Raw genomic sequence first — 14,464 nt, 5'->3', positions numbered from 1 at the left:
CTGGAACAATGAGGAAGCCACGGCGGCGAATATCGTCGGCGGCTACTGGAAATCCGGCGACATCGGCACGATGGATGCGGACGGCTATATCCGCATACTCGACCGCAAGAAGGACATGATCAACCGGGGCGGTTTCAAAATCTACTCGGTGGAGGTCGAAAATGCCCTGATGGCGCATGACGCCGTGGCGGAGGCCGTGGCTGTCGGACGTCCCTGCCCCGTGCTGGGCGAACGGGTGGAGGCTTTCGTCGTGACGCGGGAGATGGTCGAGGGCAGCGCGCTGCGGACCTTCTGCGCGGAACGGCTGTCCGACTATAAGGTGCCGGACCATGTCTATATCGTGGAGGGACCTTTACCCCGCAATCCCAATGGCAAACTGTTGAAGAATGTCGTGCGGGAGTGGCTTCCGTCAGAGGCTTAAATACAATAATCGTTGTATTATTGGCGGACACGGCTTATTGTGATGCACAGCTTTTGAACGAGGGCTGGATTCTGCCGAAAAAGGCAGCAGATCCAGGCCTTTGCCGAACGTCAAGGAGAGAATCGCATGACCAGCGCCAACCCGTTCCGTCCTGTTGCCCCGCCGCAGATCATCGAAGGCGCCTTTACCGAGGATCAGCATCAGCGCATGCTCAAGGTTGTCCGGGACAACGGACCCTGGTCACTGATCCTTGCGCAGCATTTCAAATCGCCGGAGGAAGTCGTGGCGACCACGTCGGGCACCATTCCCGAAGGGTTCAAGCCGACCTGGGACATGTTCCTTTCGCCCGTCTTCCGCGGCTATTTTGCCCAGGGCCATACGTCGGTGCATCCGGAGATCGAGGACTGTTTCTACAACAGCAAATTCCTTGATCTGGTCCGCGGCTATTGGAAGGCGGAATATGCTCGCCCCGAAAACATGCTGTTCAACATTCAGGGACCTTGCCGGGGCAGCGACACGCCGCATGTCGACGCCACGCGTTTCCGCGGCATCAGCTATCAGACCTCGCCCGTCTGGCTGATGAACATCATGGTGAAGTCGGGCCTTTTCGAACATTGGCGAGCCAAGAAGGCGCAGGTCATCACCTGGTATTATCAGGGCAAGGTCGGCGGCGGCTTCACCTATTGGCCCGATGGACTGAAGGCCGCGCCCAAGCAGATCAAGGCGCCGATGTGGAGCCGCGCGGTCGTGGTCGAGAATGAAATGATGTACCACACGGCAGAAGCCAGCGGCCCGTCCGCCCTGCGGAATCCGGAAGGCCTGGCCATCAATTCAATGATGCGCGCTGATCCCAACGATCCCACCGGCTGGCAGATCACCACGGACGGAAAGGTGATCCAGACGATTCCGGAAGAGGAGTTCCGCTTCCTGATCCACTGGGGCGCCGACATCTTCACCGACTTTGCGGACCTGAAGCGTACGCTCGACCATAGCGACGATATCGGTCACGATCAGGTGTTCGACATGCTGATCGCCGATCTGCGCGCGCGTGGGATCACCTTTGAAGTGCCGACCAACCCGATCGCGGACGAGGCGTTCATCACCCTGCTCACCCGCACCTATGATCCGGGCAAGCCCGCCATCTTCCCGCCCGAGCCGGAAGAGACGCTGGCCGCCTGACAACCGTGACGCTCGCCGCCGGTCCTCTCTTCGGGACCGGCGGAAAGGCTGCGAACGGATGGCAATCGACATGGCCCGCAACCGATGCTGGCGCATCGCCCGCCCCATCAACGGTTTGCCCACCTCCGCCGATTTCAGGCTGGAAGATATTCCCATGCCAGAGCCGGCCGAAGGGCAGGTGCTGATGCGCACCATCTATATCAGCATCGCCCCCGGCGTGCGGCCGATGATGCCCTATGCGGGCGATCTGCCCGATGTCGCGACCGGCGGCGACCTTCCCTCCGGCCTGCCATCGGCGGACGCGCCGCCCAACCCGATGCGTATCCGGGTGGGCGAAAGGATGCGGTCGGGCATCGTCCCGTCCGATTCACCCTTTGCCGGGGGCACGGTGGGACAGGTCGTGGAATCGCGGCATCCCGCCTATCGGCCGGGGGACTATATATTTGGCGGCCGTTACTGGCAGGACTATGAAGCGGTTGACGGCGACGCTTCGCTGAAAATCGATCCATCGCAATTGCCTATCGAGGCCGATCTCAGCCTGATCGGGCGCTCCGCCTTCACCGGCTGGGTCGGCTGGAAGCGATTTTGCGATGGCAAGCCAGGTGAAACCATCGTCGTGTCCGCGGCCAGCGGTTCTGTCGGCATGGTCGTCTGCCAACTGGCCAGACGGGCTGGCCTGACAGTGATCGGCATCGCAAGCGGCGATGCCAAATGCGCCTATGCGATGGACGGGTTGGGCGCCCACGCCTGTATCGACCGGACGCGCGAGGATGTGGCGGAAGCGCTGGATCGGCTGGCCCCGCAGGGCGTCGACATCTATTTCGACAATGTCGGCGGCTTCATGCGCAAGCCGGTCTATGACCGCCTGAAACCCTTCGGGCGCCTGATCGTCTGCGGCATGGCGGCGGAATATAACGGCACGGAGGAAAGCGTGCTGACCACCGGCGCGATACTGGCGAAGCGGCTGCGGATCGAAGGCTTTGTGGTTCTCGATTTCGACGAAGATTATGAGACCTTCCGTGCCGAGATGGCGTCGCTGTGGCACGCGGGCGTCCTCAACATCCGCCAGACGATCTTCGAGGGGCTGGAAAGCGCGCCTGATGCCCTTGCCGCCTGCATTTCCGGCAAGAGTGACGGCGGCAAGATTCTTGTCCGCGTGTCCCCTGATACCAGCATCCGCTGACGTCATCCGGACGGACGGGCGAAGCTGAGCCCTCAATCTTGGCGAAGGGCAAGGGCGCCTTTCAGGAACAGGGCGGTCGCGCTCTCGATCTGCTCGTCGATCTCCGCGGGGGTCAACGCAGCTTCGTTATACATGGTCCTGGTCTGCCATTTCTGGAAGGCGAGCGCGGCATAGGCCTCGCCCAGCTTTTCCGCCTGGTCGGGCGCAAAGCCATGCGATTCCAGAATCTGTTGCACCGGACCCAGCTGAAAACGATGAAATTGCGACCGCGAAATGTCCCGGAGTTGGGGAAAGCTGGCCGCTTCGCGGAGGATGACGCGGGCCAGGCGCGTCGATCGGTCTTCATTCAGCCGGGCCTGCATGATCCGGCCGAAATGCACCAGCTGCTCATAGAGGGTGCCCAGCCTGTCCGACGGCTTATACCGGACCTGAAGTGACGACATTTCGAGACAGGCGGCAAAAAGCGCGGCTTTATCGGGATAGCGGTTGTAAAGGGTGCGGGTCGACAGGCCCGCCTTGTCGGCGATGGCCCGGATCGACGCGCCATGGAAGCCGGCGCGGGCAAATTCCTCCAGCGCCGCCTCCAGCATGGCTTCATGCTTGAGTTCGGCTTCTCGAGCACTGGGCCTGCCAGCGCGCCGGCTATGCAATGTTGCGGCTTTCACTCCCTGACCGTTCGCCATGGCTTTAGTCGATTTCCCCTTGCTCGCCTCACCATGAACCGGCGAAGAAAGCCCGTCCAGTCAGTTCGGGCCGCATAGAGCATCGTGCGCAAAAGTGGGAACCGGTTTTGCGCTTAAAACGATGCGAAAACAAAAAAGCTGGCGTGCGCGACCTGCGTCCGATTAACGCAGCGCGCTCTGGGGGAAATTGCCCGCGCTGAACAGCATGGGGTTTCCGCGCCTCTGGAAAGCGGCAGACGGTCGCTTGACGGATTGGGTGCGCCGGTGCCTCTCGGCCGGAGGAGAAAACGCAATGCGCATTTTGATCATCGGCGCTACCGGGTTTCTGGGGTCGCATATCGCCCGCAATCTGGCGCGTGCGGGGCACGAGGTCAGCGGCCTCAGCCGGTCGGCGGAAAAGGACGAAGCCGTGACGGCCAGTGGCGCTGTGCCGCTGCGCGGCGACCTGTCCGACCGCGAAAGCGTCATCGAGACGATGAGCCGCCATGACGCGACCGTCTATGCCGCGCAGCTGATGTTGCAGGCGGAATATGACACGCTGTTCGCCATGGTGCAGGGCGTGGCGGGGCGCGGGCACCGGCTGCTGTTCACGAGCGGCACCGGCCTGCTTTCCCAACGGACGGATGGCGCATGGAGCGAAGACTGCTTTGCCGAGGATGACGCCTTCATTCCCTCCCGCCATATCGGTTTCCGGCTGGTCACCGAAACCATGGTGCGGCAGGCGGCCTATTCCGGCACGGTGCAGGCCATGGTCATCCGCCCTCCGATGATCTGGGGCAATGGCGGCTGCGGCCATTTGCGCATGTTCTACAGCGATGCGGGCAAGAGCGGGGACGTCGGCTATCTGGGCGCGGGGCTGAACCTCTATTCCAACATCCATGTCGAGGATCTGGCTGAACTCTACCGACTCGCGCTCGAAAACGGCGTTCCCGGCGCGCTCTATCATGCGGTCGCAGGCGAGGTGAACAACCGGACCATGGCGCAGGCGGTGGCAGACGATCTGGGGCTGGCCGCCCGCAGCGTCGACTTTGCCGAGGGAGTGAGGCGCTGGGGCAAGTTCGAAACGCTGATCGGCATGGCGACGTGCAGCCGCTCGCGCAGCCCGCGGGCGCGGCGGGAACTGGGCTGGGCGCCCCGGCATGCCGATCTGCTGACCGATATAGGCCACCCTACCTATCGCGCGCTGGCGGGGCTGACGGACTGAAGCCGGCTGCTGATTCCGCAGGGCTGGAAGAGGCGCGCCAGTTTTTGACGCTGCCTCGATGCGGCGTTCATCTGCCCGGATCATTCAAGGAGAGGCTTCATGCAGACGAGTGAAACCCTGTTCAGCAACGCCCGGATACCGCGGGCGGACCGGCCGATCCGGCTGGGTTCGCTGCTTTTCACCATGGTCGAGCCGCGTCCCGGTTTCGAGGCGGCCTATAATCGCTGGTATGAACGCGACCATTTTTACAGCGGCTGCATGATCGGCGCCTATACGCTGGCCGGGGGGCGGTTCGTTGCCACGCGCGAGGAGAAGGCGCTGCGCTTCGGATCGGGCGGTATGAACCTGAACAAAGGGTCCTTTCTCGCGCTCTACTGGATTCTTGATGGCCATCATCGCGACTGGGACGCCTGGGCAGTGAAGCAGGTCAACGACCTTCACGCCACCGGCCGCATGTTCAGGGAACGCGATCATATCCACACCAGCTTCTATGGCTTCGATGCCGAATATAACGCGCCGGGCAGCGCCATGCCGATCGAACTCGCCCTCGACCGCGCCTATGGCGGCGTGGTCGCCTTCATCGTCGATCTGGCCGACGGCAGGAGCGGCGTGGATCTTGCCGCCTTCCTCAAGGATCGCGATCTGCCGGGCGACGTAGCGGTCAGCGGATCGCCCATTCCGCTCGATCCGACCAGCCCCAAGGACGTACCCGCAGACGCGAGCAACCGCGCCCTCTTCCTGAGCTTTTCCGTCGACGACCCCAAGCTGGCCTGGGACGCGCATTATATGCCCCTGGCCCGTGCGATCGAAGAAGCCGGGCTGGGCGGCATCGCGCTGGCCGCCCCCTTCATCCCCACGGTGTTTGGAACCGACACCCATCTGGACAGGCTGTGATGCGCGGCGGCCTGCTGGAAGACCGGACCATCGTCATCAGCGGGGTCGGGCCGGGGCTGGGGCGCAAGCTGGCATTGCAATGCGCGGCACAAGGGGCGCGGGTCGCGCTGGGCGCGCGATCGGGCGGCTTGCTGGAGGAGGTAGCCGCAGAGGTCCGCGCAGCGGGCGGCGACGCGCTGGCGGTCCGCTGCGACGTCACCCGCGCCGAGGATTGCCGCGCCCTGATCGAAGGCGCGGCATCGCGCTTCGGATCGATTGACGGGCTGGTCAACAGCGCCTTCCGCATGACCAGCGGCCTGTTCGAGCAGGCCGACCTTGCCGAATGGCGCGAAGCCATGGAGGTCAATTGTTTCGGGGCGCTCCGCCTTGTGCAACTGGCCCTGCCGCATCTGCGCCGGGCAAGAGGGTGCGTCGTCAATATCGGCACCATCGGCACCCGCGTCACCAATCCGGCGGCGGGCGGCTATAACATGTCCAAGGCCGCACTGGATCAGGCCACCCGGCAGCTTGCGGGCGAACTTGGCCCATCCGGCGTCCGGGTGAATGGCGCGCTGATGGGCTGGATGGACGGCGAACCGCTGCGTGCCAATTTCGATCAGCGAGCGGCGATCCGCGGGATCACGCCGGATGAGCTGCGCCGCGACCTGACCGACGCGCTGCCGCTGCGCCGGTTCGCGACCGATGACGAATGCGCGGGCGCCGTGATTTTTCTGCTGTCTGACCTGTCCGCGGCGATGACCGGCGCGCTGATCCATGTGAATGGCGGGCAGTTCATGCAGGCCTGAACGAAAAAAGGGGGAGCGGCGATCGCTCCCCCCCTTCCTTCGGACAGATGATTGCGTGCCGTTAGAGCAGTTCGAAATCCGCGTGGCGCGGTCCGCGGCATTCATTCCAGAAGTCGACCAGACGCCACGGCCAGGACAGGAAATTCCGCTTCTGGCTGTTGTTGTAATAGCTGAACGCCCGCGGATGGCTCCAGATCATATTCACCATCTGGGTCTCCACCTTCTTCTGCCAGGCATCGAACGCGGCGACGGTCGGCTGCAAGGCCTTCTTGTCCCGCTCATTCAGCCAGTCGAGACATTCGATGGCATAATGAACCTGGCATTCGGAAATCAGGTTCTGGCCCGCAGCATGGTTGGGTGCGCTGTTGGGACCGACGGTGTGGAAATAATTGGGGAAGCCGGGGATCAGCATGCCGAAATAGGCGCGCGGATCCTCTGTGCCCCATTCGTCGCGCAGACGCTTGCCACCGACGCCGACGATCTCCAGCTGGCCCATCATATTGGCGACGTCGAAACCGGTGGCGCAGACCAGAACGTCCAGTTCGATTTCCCGCCCGTCCTTCAGCACGATACCCTTGGGCGTGATCCGTTCGATCCCTTCCTGCTCCAGATGAACGTTGGGCTTGAGATAGGTCGGAAAATAGGTGCCCCGATCAAGGATGATGCGCTTGGAGAAGACGGGGAAGTCGGGCGTCAGCTTTTCGCGCAGGTCGGGACGATCGGCGAAGGTGCGCTCGATATGGCCGATGGCGAATTGACGCATGGCTTCGTTGACGGCGGACACCGAGGGCGAATCCTTGGGCCATTCGGGGTCGAGCAGCACATTGGGATAAAGGCCGTCGGCTGCATACCAGTAGATGCGGAAGCGGTACCATTCCAGATAATGCGGAATATGCCGCATGGCGAATTTGACGCCGTCGCTGACGATATCCTCGCCCGCCGGGGTCGGCATGACCCAGTGGCGGCTGCGTTGGAAGACGTGCAGTTCGCTGACATCGTCGGCCACGGCGGGAATGAACTGCGCGGCGCTGGCGCCCGTGCCGATGATGCCCACGCGCTTGCCCTTGAGGTCGATCGACGTGTCCCAGGTCGCGGTGTGCTGGCGAATCCCCTCAAAGCTCTCCAGCCCCGGAATGGTCGGCCACTTCAGGCGGTTGACCGGGCCATGGCCGTTGATGACGGCATTGGCGCGGATCACTTCCTCGCTGCCGTCGGACTTGCGCACCGTGACGTTCCACACGCCCGCCGCATCGTCCCACACCAGCTTTTCGACGCGGGTGTTGAAGCGGATGTTTTCGCGCAGGCCAAAATCGTCCGCCACCTGCTTGAGATAGGCGAACATGTCGGTGCCCTGCGGATGGTAATTGTGCCAGCCTGGGTTGAGCGCGAAGGAGAAGGAATAGAAGTGGCTGGGCGTGTCGACGCCGACGCCCGGATAGCGGTTTTCCCACCAGGTCCCGCCGACTTCCTCATTCTTTTCAATGATGACCCAATCGTAACCGGCCTCTTCCAGCTTGATGCCGGCGGCCATGCCGGTCATGCCGGCGCCGATCACCAGCACCTTGAAATCCGGATTGGCGGGCTTGCGATCGGGATTGTCGCGACGGGGCGCCTCCGGACGGAAGCCGATCTGGTCGAACAGCAGCGGCAGGAATTCCGGCTCGACATCTTCGGCGAGGCCCACGGACATCATCCGGTGCATCAGCGCCTCGGACGGTTCCCCCTGCTTCGCGGCGCCCGGCGTCACCAGCACATGGAGCAGCTTCTCCCGCAACTCCACCAGCAATTCGGCGGGAATGGCTTCGGGGGGATAGGCGTAAGGCGACTTGAAATGAGGCGCGAACTTGTCGAGCATCTCCTCATCGCCGCTCAGATGCACATAGGTCATCAGCAGCGTATGGGGTTCGCCCTGCTCAAGCGCCTGCCGCAATTCGGGGGTATCGTCAATCGGCAGCGGGCGCTCCGTCAGGTGAGCCGAATCCTCATCGGTCGCGGCTTCGGCATATTGGGTTGCCATTTACAGACTCCTCGATCTTCTCATTCTGCTTGAACATCAGTGATATGGCGAAACCGGGAAGAGCAAAGCGCCAAACCCGGTTTTCCATATGCGTGGAGTAAATATTCACTTGCTTGGCAAATATATGTCAAGACCTCTTTTCTCTATGAAATTGCGGATCAGGAAAAGCCGATGCCTGTAACCCTTGGGGCGCACGTCGCCCTGATCGTGAGCGAATGCCAGCGCGGCATAGTGGAACCGGGCATGGGCGGGTTCGAAGGGCTTGTGGAGCAGGTCCGCGATCGTGCCATTCTGCCCCGAACAGCCGCGCTGGCGAACGCGTTTCGTCGCGCTTCTGCTCCCGTCGTGCACCTGCCGATCATCCATCGCTCCGATTTCGCCGATGTCATGCCGAACAGCCTGCTGGCCGTCATGGCGCGAAAAAACCGCCTGCTGATCAGCGGCACCCCGGAGGCGGATTTCGCCGCCGAAATCGCGCCCCAGCCGCAGGATTTCATCGTCGCCCGCAGTTCGGGCCTGATCGGCTTCAACGGCACCTCGCTCGACGCCATGCTGCGGCGAATGGGCGTCACCACCATCGTCATGACCGGCGTTTCCACCAATGTCGCCGTGGCGGGCTGCGTCCTGACGGCAGCCGATCTTGGCTATCACGTCATCGTCGCGGAAGACTGCACGGCCGCCGCCGACGCCCGCACGCACGAAGTCATCATCCGCGATCAGCTGCGCATGGCCGCGCGTATCGCCACTGCCGCCGACATCATGGCCGCACTTTCCTGACCCATGCGCTCACTGCATCCGCCCGGCCGAACCGGAACGTCGCACCTCGTCATTATGCCGGAAGATGACTGACTGCATCGCAGACAGCATGTTGCGGACATCATTGTCATTCTGGAACAGCGGATCGCCGACGACGCCGATCGCGTGCGCCGTCACGGCGTTGGACACGCGCAGAGGGATGGCGATCGAATCAACCGGGACGGATTCGCTGCGGCGGCACAACGCAAAGCCGCGCGCGCGGGTATGGGCGATGCGGTCGACCAGATTTTTCATGAGCGCCGGCCCCTTGGGTCCCAGTCCCAGACGCTGGGTCCGGGTGGCCAGCTGGACGATCGCGACGTTGGACTGTTGCGCCAGCATTGCCGCCGAGAAGTTGGTGGCCGGACGCCAGCTGTTGCGGTCGAAGCAGATCATTTCGTTGCGATAGCGCGGTTCTTCATCGGGCGCGGCCGTCCAGACTCCATGCATTTCGGCGACGCTTTCCGCCCAGCAATCGTTCTGCTGGGTCAGGAAAACCGACGCGCCGGTCTCCCGCCGCATGCTTTCCATAATCTGCCTGATGCGGGTATCGCCGAAGAAACGCTGCTCTATCGCATTCGCATTGGCGACGATCTTGTAGGACGGCGCATAATATTTGGACGTCTGATTATAGCTGAGATAACCGGTCGCCGCGAGCGTGCGCAGAATTTCATCGGCGCTGGAATTGGGGATGCCCATCGCCTCGCTGATCTCGATCGTGCGGGCAGGCCGTCCGAAGGTCATGAAATATTCGATGACTTCCAATGTCCGCAGACAGGACTTCACGCTGCCCCGTCCGCGAGAACGCCCTGCCCCGTCTTCCGATTTGGAACCCATAAAGCTCTCCTAATGCCCCTTGCGACAATGGCCCCGCTGCTTGCGGGCGCGCTTTATTTTCGGGCGCACCGTAAACTTACCTATGGACAGTTTCAAGTTCTCCAAAATCGCGCAGCCGTCCTCCATTACGCCCTTCCGGAAATTCGCGATTATATGTCTCCGTGCGGACCGCTGTCGGCTTTAGCCTCCGCCAATGCAGCACATTTCAGAAGACGGCCTGGCAGGACCCGATTCAGCCGGGCACTCCATTCGTCCGGCAGCCCGGCGATTTCATAACGCGCGCATGCCCCTGGCTTATTCCGACTGGGGAAATGAGGGCGCGCCGATCTCGATCTTGATCCACGGCAATCGCGATCATGGCCGCAGTTGGGACGCCATCGCCGTTGCCCTGCGCCGGGACCATCATGTGATCGCCCCGGACCTGCGCGGCCATGGCGACAGCGGCTGGTCGCAGGACGGGCGCTATAATTTCGCCGCCTATCTTTCCGATCTGGCGGCGCTCTGCGATGCGCTGGGGGTTTCTCCCGACCGGCGCGTGACGCTGATCGGCCATTCGCTCGGCGCCCATATCGCGCTGCGCTTTGCCGGGGCGCTTTGCGACCATGTCGAACGGGTCATAGCAATCGAGGCCGTGGGCGCGCCGCCGCATGTGGAAGCCGTGCGGCTCGATCAGCGGGTGGATCAGCGGATCAGGACATGGTTCGAAGAGAGGCGGCTGGCCGAAAGCGCCTCACCGCGCCTGTTCGGGTCCGTGGAAGAGGCTGCAGCCCGGATGCAGGCACGCCATCGCTATCTGACTGACGGCCAGGCAAGGCACCTGACCCGCCATGGTCTGCGCGCCGTGACCGGAGGAGGCTGGCAGTGGAAGCATGACCCTTATCTGGCGGTCTGGCCGTTCCCGGACATTACCCCTGAAGAAACCCGCGCGCTCTGGCGCAAGGTCACATGCCCCACGCTGCTGATCTATGGAGAGCAGAGCTGGCCCTCTGGCGTTCCTGCTGAACTGGCGCGGCAATTGCCCAACATGCGCGAACTCCGTCTGGCGGGCAGCGGCCACTGGCCCCAGCATGATGCGGCGGAGCCATGCCTGACCGCCATCACCCGCTTTTTGCGATCCTGATCATCCGCTGCTCGTCTTGGTAGCCATGACGCGGGGATCGAAATGATTGGCCGCCATCCATCCGCCGTCGACCAGCAGCGTGTGTCCGGTCACATATTCCGACAGGCTGGATGCCAGAAACAGCACGGCGCCCGCCACGTCCCGCGTCGTGCCCGCCCGGCCGATCGGCACCACGCTCTGTTCCATCGCGGCGCGGGATTGCGGCGTTTCGGGCAGGCGCGGGGTGGTGATGCTGCCAGGCGCCACCGCATTGGCGCGGATGTCGTTGCGGCCCCATTCGGCCGCCATCGATTTCACCAGATGCATGAGGCCCGCCTTGGCCGCGCCATAGGCCGCGTGCGACGGCGCGCCCTGAAGCCCGTCGACCGAACCGATGCAGATCAGCGATCCGGGAACCCCGCGCCGGATCATCGATGCGGCGACCGCCCGGCCCGTCACGAAAAAATAGCGCAGGTTGCGGGACTGGTCATGATCCCATTCCTCCAGCGTGACGTCCAGCAGCGGCTTGAACAGCGCCTGCCCGACGATCGTGACCAATATGTCGAGGCCTCCCAGCGCCTCTTCCACATCGGCGACGGCCTGTTGCACCGAAGCCTCGTCCAATATGTCCGCCCTGACCGGCACGCCCCTGCGTCCCAGAGCGCGCACTTCGGCCGCGACCTGCTCAGCCCGCTCCAGTTCGCTGTCCAGCACGGCGATGTCGCATCCCGCCTGCGCCAGCATCAGCGCGCTCGCTTCCCCCATGCCGCGGCCGCCGCCTACGATCAGCGCCTTCTTGCCCTCCAGCCCCAACAGCGACGTCGTCATTCCCATTCTCTCCCTATCGCGGATATGCCGCGGTGATTATCGCTCCGGCATGGCCGATCCACGACCAAAGCCGGTTCATTCCGCCTATGCGGATTGCGGGTCAGGATGATTGCCAGGATAACGGATCGAACGAAAAACTGAAAATATGGGGAGGATTTCCATGGAAATCAGCGTCTGCGTCGACTGCGACAACAAGCTGGGCGAATCTCCCATCTGGGATGAGAGAGAGCAGCGGCTCTACTGGATCGATGGCCTCTCCTGCCAGATCTGGCGCTGCGCCGCCGACGGATCGGACGTCCAGCATTGGGACCTGCCCGCCACCATCGGCTCCATGGCCCTGCGCGAACGGGGCGGCGCGGTGATCGCGATGGAAACGGGGCTGCATCTTTTCGACTTCGACACGGGCGCCCTGACCCTTGTCGCACATCCTGAGGAGGGTCGGGAGGGCGTGCGCCTGAACGATGGCAAGGTCGACAGCAGGGGCCGCTTCGTCGTCGGGTCGCTGGACATCGATACGCTCTACACGCCTCCTGTCGAGGGCGTCGGTCGCGCATCGCTCTATCGGCTGGACCCGGATCTCAGCCTGCATGTGCTGGAACGCAATGTCGCCATGTCCAATGGACCCTGCTGGAATGCGGACGACAGCATCTTCTATTTCGCCGACAGCACGCGGGATGCGATTTATGCCTATGACTGGGACGAGGAAAGCGGCGCGCCCCGCAACAAGCGCCTGTTCCATCGCCTCAAGCGCATGGAGACGCCCGATGGTGCAGCGGTCGACATGGACGGCTATTTGTGGACCACGACCAACGGCGCCTTTACCGGCGTGGGCGAGGTAAGACGCTTCGCCCCAGACGGCACGCTGGACAGGGTGATCGTGATGCCGGTGCCCAGCCCGACCAGTCTGGCCTTTGGCGGCGCGGATCGGGACATATTGTTCGTCACCAGCATGAACATGCCCAGCGAAGCGCCGGCCGCTCCGCTGAACGGACGGCTTTTCGCCGTTCAAGGACTTGGCGTGCAGGGCGTGCCGATCCGGCGCTTCGCGGGATGATGGCCGCTCACGCGGCCGCGAACAGCCGCTTCACGTCCATCAGGCTGACCTTCAGCGAAGGGGTGCGCGGCAAGGCGTCGACGATGCGGATCTGCGCCGGAACATGGGTGGGCGGCAGTTCGGCGCGCAGATGCGCCAGCAACGCCTGCTCATCCACCCCTGCTGCGCCCTGACTGAGTTCCACCGCCGCCACCGGCACCGCGCCCAGCCGGGCATCGGGGATGCCGACGACTGAAGCGTCGACGACGGAAGGATGCTGCCGCAGCACATCGACCACCCGCTCCGGCAGTATCTTGAAGCCGCCCCGCACGATCGCCCCGTCATGGCGCCCGCGATGAAAGACATAGCCGTCCTCATCGATCATCACGAGGTCGGTGGTGCGCACCCAGTCGGGACGGACCGAAGGGCAATGCACCTCCAGCAGCCCTTCTGCGCCGGGCGGGACTTCGGCGCCGCTTTCCGGGTCGACGGCGCGAATATCGACGCCCGGCATGGGAAGGCCGGTGCTGCCGCGCTTGGCATGGCCCATCGCCTCGCGCATCTGCGGCGTCCAGCGTATGATCGTCCCGCAAAATTCCGTCGCGCCCATACCCCAGAGAATGGAAAGGTTGTAACGCCGCTCGAACCGGTCCTGAAGGTCCGGGTCCAGATAAGCCGATCCGCCCGACACGCTCTTGACGCTATCCATGTCCTCGATCGCGACATTTGCATCCATGATCATGGCGATGGCGGTGGGATTGAGGCCCAGCGTCGGCGGGCGATAGCGGCGCAAGGCATCGACCAGCCGATCGACCGAAAAGCGCTCCATCATCACCAGCGGCGTGTTGTTGACGGCCGCGCCCGTCAGTAGACAAACGCCCCCCACCCCGCCCAGCGGCCAGATATTGATCTGCACCGGCGGCGCCATGCCGGATTCGCCGCCCGGCGCGCTCATCACGGCGCGTTCCAGCAGCCTGAGCGGCATGGCGATGCGCTTGGGCGTCCCGGTGGTGCCGCTGGAAAGCACTTCAATGCCGCCATCTTTCAGCATCCGGTCGAATTGGCCACGCGTGCAGCTATCCAGCCCCTCAACCAGCGCGGGGGCATGATCGATGCTGCCCAGCGCGATCCCCGCGCAGCCCGCGCCCTTCACTGCGTCGGAAAAGCCCGGCCAGTCCTCCGGATCGGCAAGGATCGCGCCCGCTCCCAGACTGTCGACATTGTCGGCAATCGCGGTCGCGGGCAGAAAAGGATAGATGAAGCTGATCGAACGGCGATGCGCCAGCAATCCCACGACCGCTGCCGCATGGGCAAGGCGATTGCGGATGATGATGCCGACCTTCGCCTCGGCCGGGCATCCGGCCGCGTCCAGCGCGGCCACGACGGCGTCGCCATAACGGGCGACATCGCCCCAGCTGATCCATCGCCCATCGAGTTCGATCGCGCGGTCGTCCGCATGATCGCTCAGGGTCGCGCGCAACTGGTCTATGACATCCTGGCTCACTT

Annotated in this window: 14 protein-coding genes; 9 read left to right on the top strand and 5 right to left on the bottom strand. The window is 63.5% G+C overall.

Annotated elements, in window-relative coordinates; genetic code table 11:
* The 3 genes from ACFC3J_RS11310 to ACFC3J_RS11300 all read left to right on the top strand — a co-directional run.
* The coding region (locus ACFC3J_RS11310; protein ID WP_375196273.1) for a class I adenylate-forming enzyme family protein at window positions 1-421 on the top strand (421 nt) is incomplete at its 5' end.
* A gap of 126 nt (window positions 422-547) precedes the next feature.
* A complete protein-coding gene (locus tag ACFC3J_RS11305) occupies window positions 548-1,600 on the top strand; it encodes a hypothetical protein (protein ID WP_375196272.1) in 1,053 nt (350 codons plus the stop codon).
* A gap of 58 nt (window positions 1,601-1,658) precedes the next feature.
* Window positions 1,659-2,783, top strand: coding sequence for a zinc-binding dehydrogenase (locus tag ACFC3J_RS11300; RefSeq protein WP_375196271.1), 1,125 nt, complete (start codon window positions 1,659-1,661; stop codon window positions 2,781-2,783).
* A 32-nt stretch (window positions 2,784-2,815) separates the two neighbouring features.
* On the opposite strand, the gene ACFC3J_RS11295 is transcribed toward ACFC3J_RS11300, so the two are convergent.
* Window positions 2,816-3,466 carry a TetR/AcrR family transcriptional regulator gene (locus ACFC3J_RS11295; protein ID WP_375196270.1) on the bottom strand — a complete coding sequence of 217 codons (651 nt, stop codon included), beginning with the start codon at window positions 3,464-3,466 and terminating at the stop codon, window positions 2,816-2,818.
* A gap of 292 nt (window positions 3,467-3,758) precedes the next feature.
* Here ACFC3J_RS11295 and ACFC3J_RS11290 point away from each other — a divergent pair, with 292 nt between their 5' ends.
* From ACFC3J_RS11290 to ACFC3J_RS11280, 3 genes are all read left to right on the top strand, one after another.
* Window positions 3,759-4,670, top strand: a complete 912-nt coding sequence (locus ACFC3J_RS11290) for an NAD-dependent epimerase/dehydratase family protein (protein ID WP_375196269.1) — start codon at window positions 3,759-3,761, stop codon at window positions 4,668-4,670.
* Between the two features lie 99 nt (window positions 4,671-4,769).
* Window positions 4,770-5,564, top strand: a complete 795-nt coding sequence (locus ACFC3J_RS11285; RefSeq protein ID WP_375196268.1) for a hypothetical protein — start codon at window positions 4,770-4,772, stop codon at window positions 5,562-5,564.
* Window positions 5,564-6,349, top strand: coding sequence for an SDR family oxidoreductase (locus ACFC3J_RS11280; protein ID WP_375196267.1), 786 nt, complete (start codon window positions 5,564-5,566; stop codon window positions 6,347-6,349). The genes ACFC3J_RS11285 and ACFC3J_RS11280 overlap by 1 nt, the downstream gene beginning before the upstream one ends.
* Before the next feature lie 61 nt (window positions 6,350-6,410).
* Here the strand turns inward: ACFC3J_RS11280 and ACFC3J_RS11275 are convergent, their stop codons facing one another.
* Window positions 6,411-8,366 (bottom strand): NAD(P)-binding domain-containing protein, encoded by a 1,956-nt coding sequence (locus ACFC3J_RS11275; RefSeq protein WP_375196266.1) that lies wholly within the window; start codon window positions 8,364-8,366, stop codon window positions 6,411-6,413.
* A 171-nt stretch (window positions 8,367-8,537) separates the two neighbouring features.
* Here ACFC3J_RS11275 and ACFC3J_RS11270 point away from each other — a divergent pair, with 171 nt between their 5' ends.
* Window positions 8,538-9,143: a cysteine hydrolase family protein gene (locus ACFC3J_RS11270; RefSeq protein ID WP_375196265.1), complete on the top strand. Its 606-nt coding sequence runs from the start codon at window positions 8,538-8,540 to the stop codon at window positions 9,141-9,143.
* Between the two features lie 9 nt (window positions 9,144-9,152).
* Here the strand turns inward: ACFC3J_RS11270 and ACFC3J_RS11265 are convergent, their stop codons facing one another.
* The gene (locus ACFC3J_RS11265) at window positions 9,153-9,998 is read right to left on the bottom strand and encodes a helix-turn-helix domain-containing protein (RefSeq protein WP_375196264.1); all 846 of its coding nucleotides are present in this window, start codon (window positions 9,996-9,998) and stop codon (window positions 9,153-9,155) included.
* A gap of 283 nt (window positions 9,999-10,281) precedes the next feature.
* Between ACFC3J_RS11265 and ACFC3J_RS11260 the strand changes: the two genes are divergently transcribed.
* A complete protein-coding gene (locus ACFC3J_RS11260) occupies window positions 10,282-11,118 on the top strand; it encodes an alpha/beta fold hydrolase (protein WP_375196263.1) in 837 nt (278 codons plus the stop codon).
* On the opposite strand, the gene ACFC3J_RS11255 is transcribed toward ACFC3J_RS11260, so the two are convergent.
* Entirely contained in the window at window positions 11,119-11,925 is an 807-nt protein-coding gene (locus tag ACFC3J_RS11255) for an SDR family NAD(P)-dependent oxidoreductase (protein ID WP_375196262.1), read from the bottom strand.
* 160 nt (window positions 11,926-12,085) lie between these two features.
* Here ACFC3J_RS11255 and ACFC3J_RS11250 point away from each other — a divergent pair, with 160 nt between their 5' ends.
* Window positions 12,086-12,979 (top strand): SMP-30/gluconolactonase/LRE family protein, encoded by an 894-nt coding sequence (locus tag ACFC3J_RS11250; protein WP_375196261.1) that lies wholly within the window; start codon window positions 12,086-12,088, stop codon window positions 12,977-12,979.
* Between the two features lie 7 nt (window positions 12,980-12,986).
* On the opposite strand, the gene ACFC3J_RS11245 is transcribed toward ACFC3J_RS11250, so the two are convergent.
* On the bottom strand, window positions 12,987-14,462 hold the full coding sequence (locus ACFC3J_RS11245; RefSeq protein WP_375196260.1) for a class I adenylate-forming enzyme family protein: 1,476 nt from the start codon (window positions 14,460-14,462) through the stop codon (window positions 12,987-12,989).
* Between the last annotated feature and the right edge of the window lie 2 nt (window positions 14,463-14,464).

The organism is Sphingobium sp., from assembly GCF_041987595.1.
Lineage (GTDB): Bacteria > Pseudomonadota > Alphaproteobacteria > Sphingomonadales > Sphingomonadaceae > Sphingobium.
The sequence above is the reverse complement of the archived record's forward strand: the minus strand, read 5'-3'. Positions and strand labels throughout refer to the sequence as shown.

Coding starts and splice junctions, on each gene's coding strand:
- ACFC3J_RS11295 (WP_375196270.1), bottom strand. CDS start 3,466: ATGGCGAACGGTCAGGGAGTGAAAGCCGCAACATTGCATAGCCGGCGC.
- ACFC3J_RS11305 (WP_375196272.1), top strand. CDS start 548: ATGACCAGCGCCAACCCGTTCCGTCCTGTTGCCCCGCCGCAGATCATC.
- ACFC3J_RS11280 (WP_375196267.1), top strand. CDS start 5,564: ATGCGCGGCGGCCTGCTGGAAGACCGGACCATCGTCATCAGCGGGGTC.
- ACFC3J_RS11290 (WP_375196269.1), top strand. CDS start 3,759: ATGCGCATTTTGATCATCGGCGCTACCGGGTTTCTGGGGTCGCATATC.
- ACFC3J_RS11275 (WP_375196266.1), bottom strand. CDS start 8,366: ATGGCAACCCAATATGCCGAAGCCGCGACCGATGAGGATTCGGCTCAC.
- ACFC3J_RS11285 (WP_375196268.1), top strand. CDS start 4,770: ATGCAGACGAGTGAAACCCTGTTCAGCAACGCCCGGATACCGCGGGCG.
- ACFC3J_RS11270 (WP_375196265.1), top strand. CDS start 8,538: ATGCCTGTAACCCTTGGGGCGCACGTCGCCCTGATCGTGAGCGAATGC.
- ACFC3J_RS11250 (WP_375196261.1), top strand. CDS start 12,086: ATGGAAATCAGCGTCTGCGTCGACTGCGACAACAAGCTGGGCGAATCT.
- ACFC3J_RS11300 (WP_375196271.1), top strand. CDS start 1,659: ATGGCAATCGACATGGCCCGCAACCGATGCTGGCGCATCGCCCGCCCC.
- ACFC3J_RS11255 (WP_375196262.1), bottom strand. CDS start 11,925: ATGACGACGTCGCTGTTGGGGCTGGAGGGCAAGAAGGCGCTGATCGTA.
- ACFC3J_RS11260 (WP_375196263.1), top strand. CDS start 10,282: ATGCCCCTGGCTTATTCCGACTGGGGAAATGAGGGCGCGCCGATCTCG.
- ACFC3J_RS11265 (WP_375196264.1), bottom strand. CDS start 9,998: ATGGGTTCCAAATCGGAAGACGGGGCAGGGCGTTCTCGCGGACGGGGC.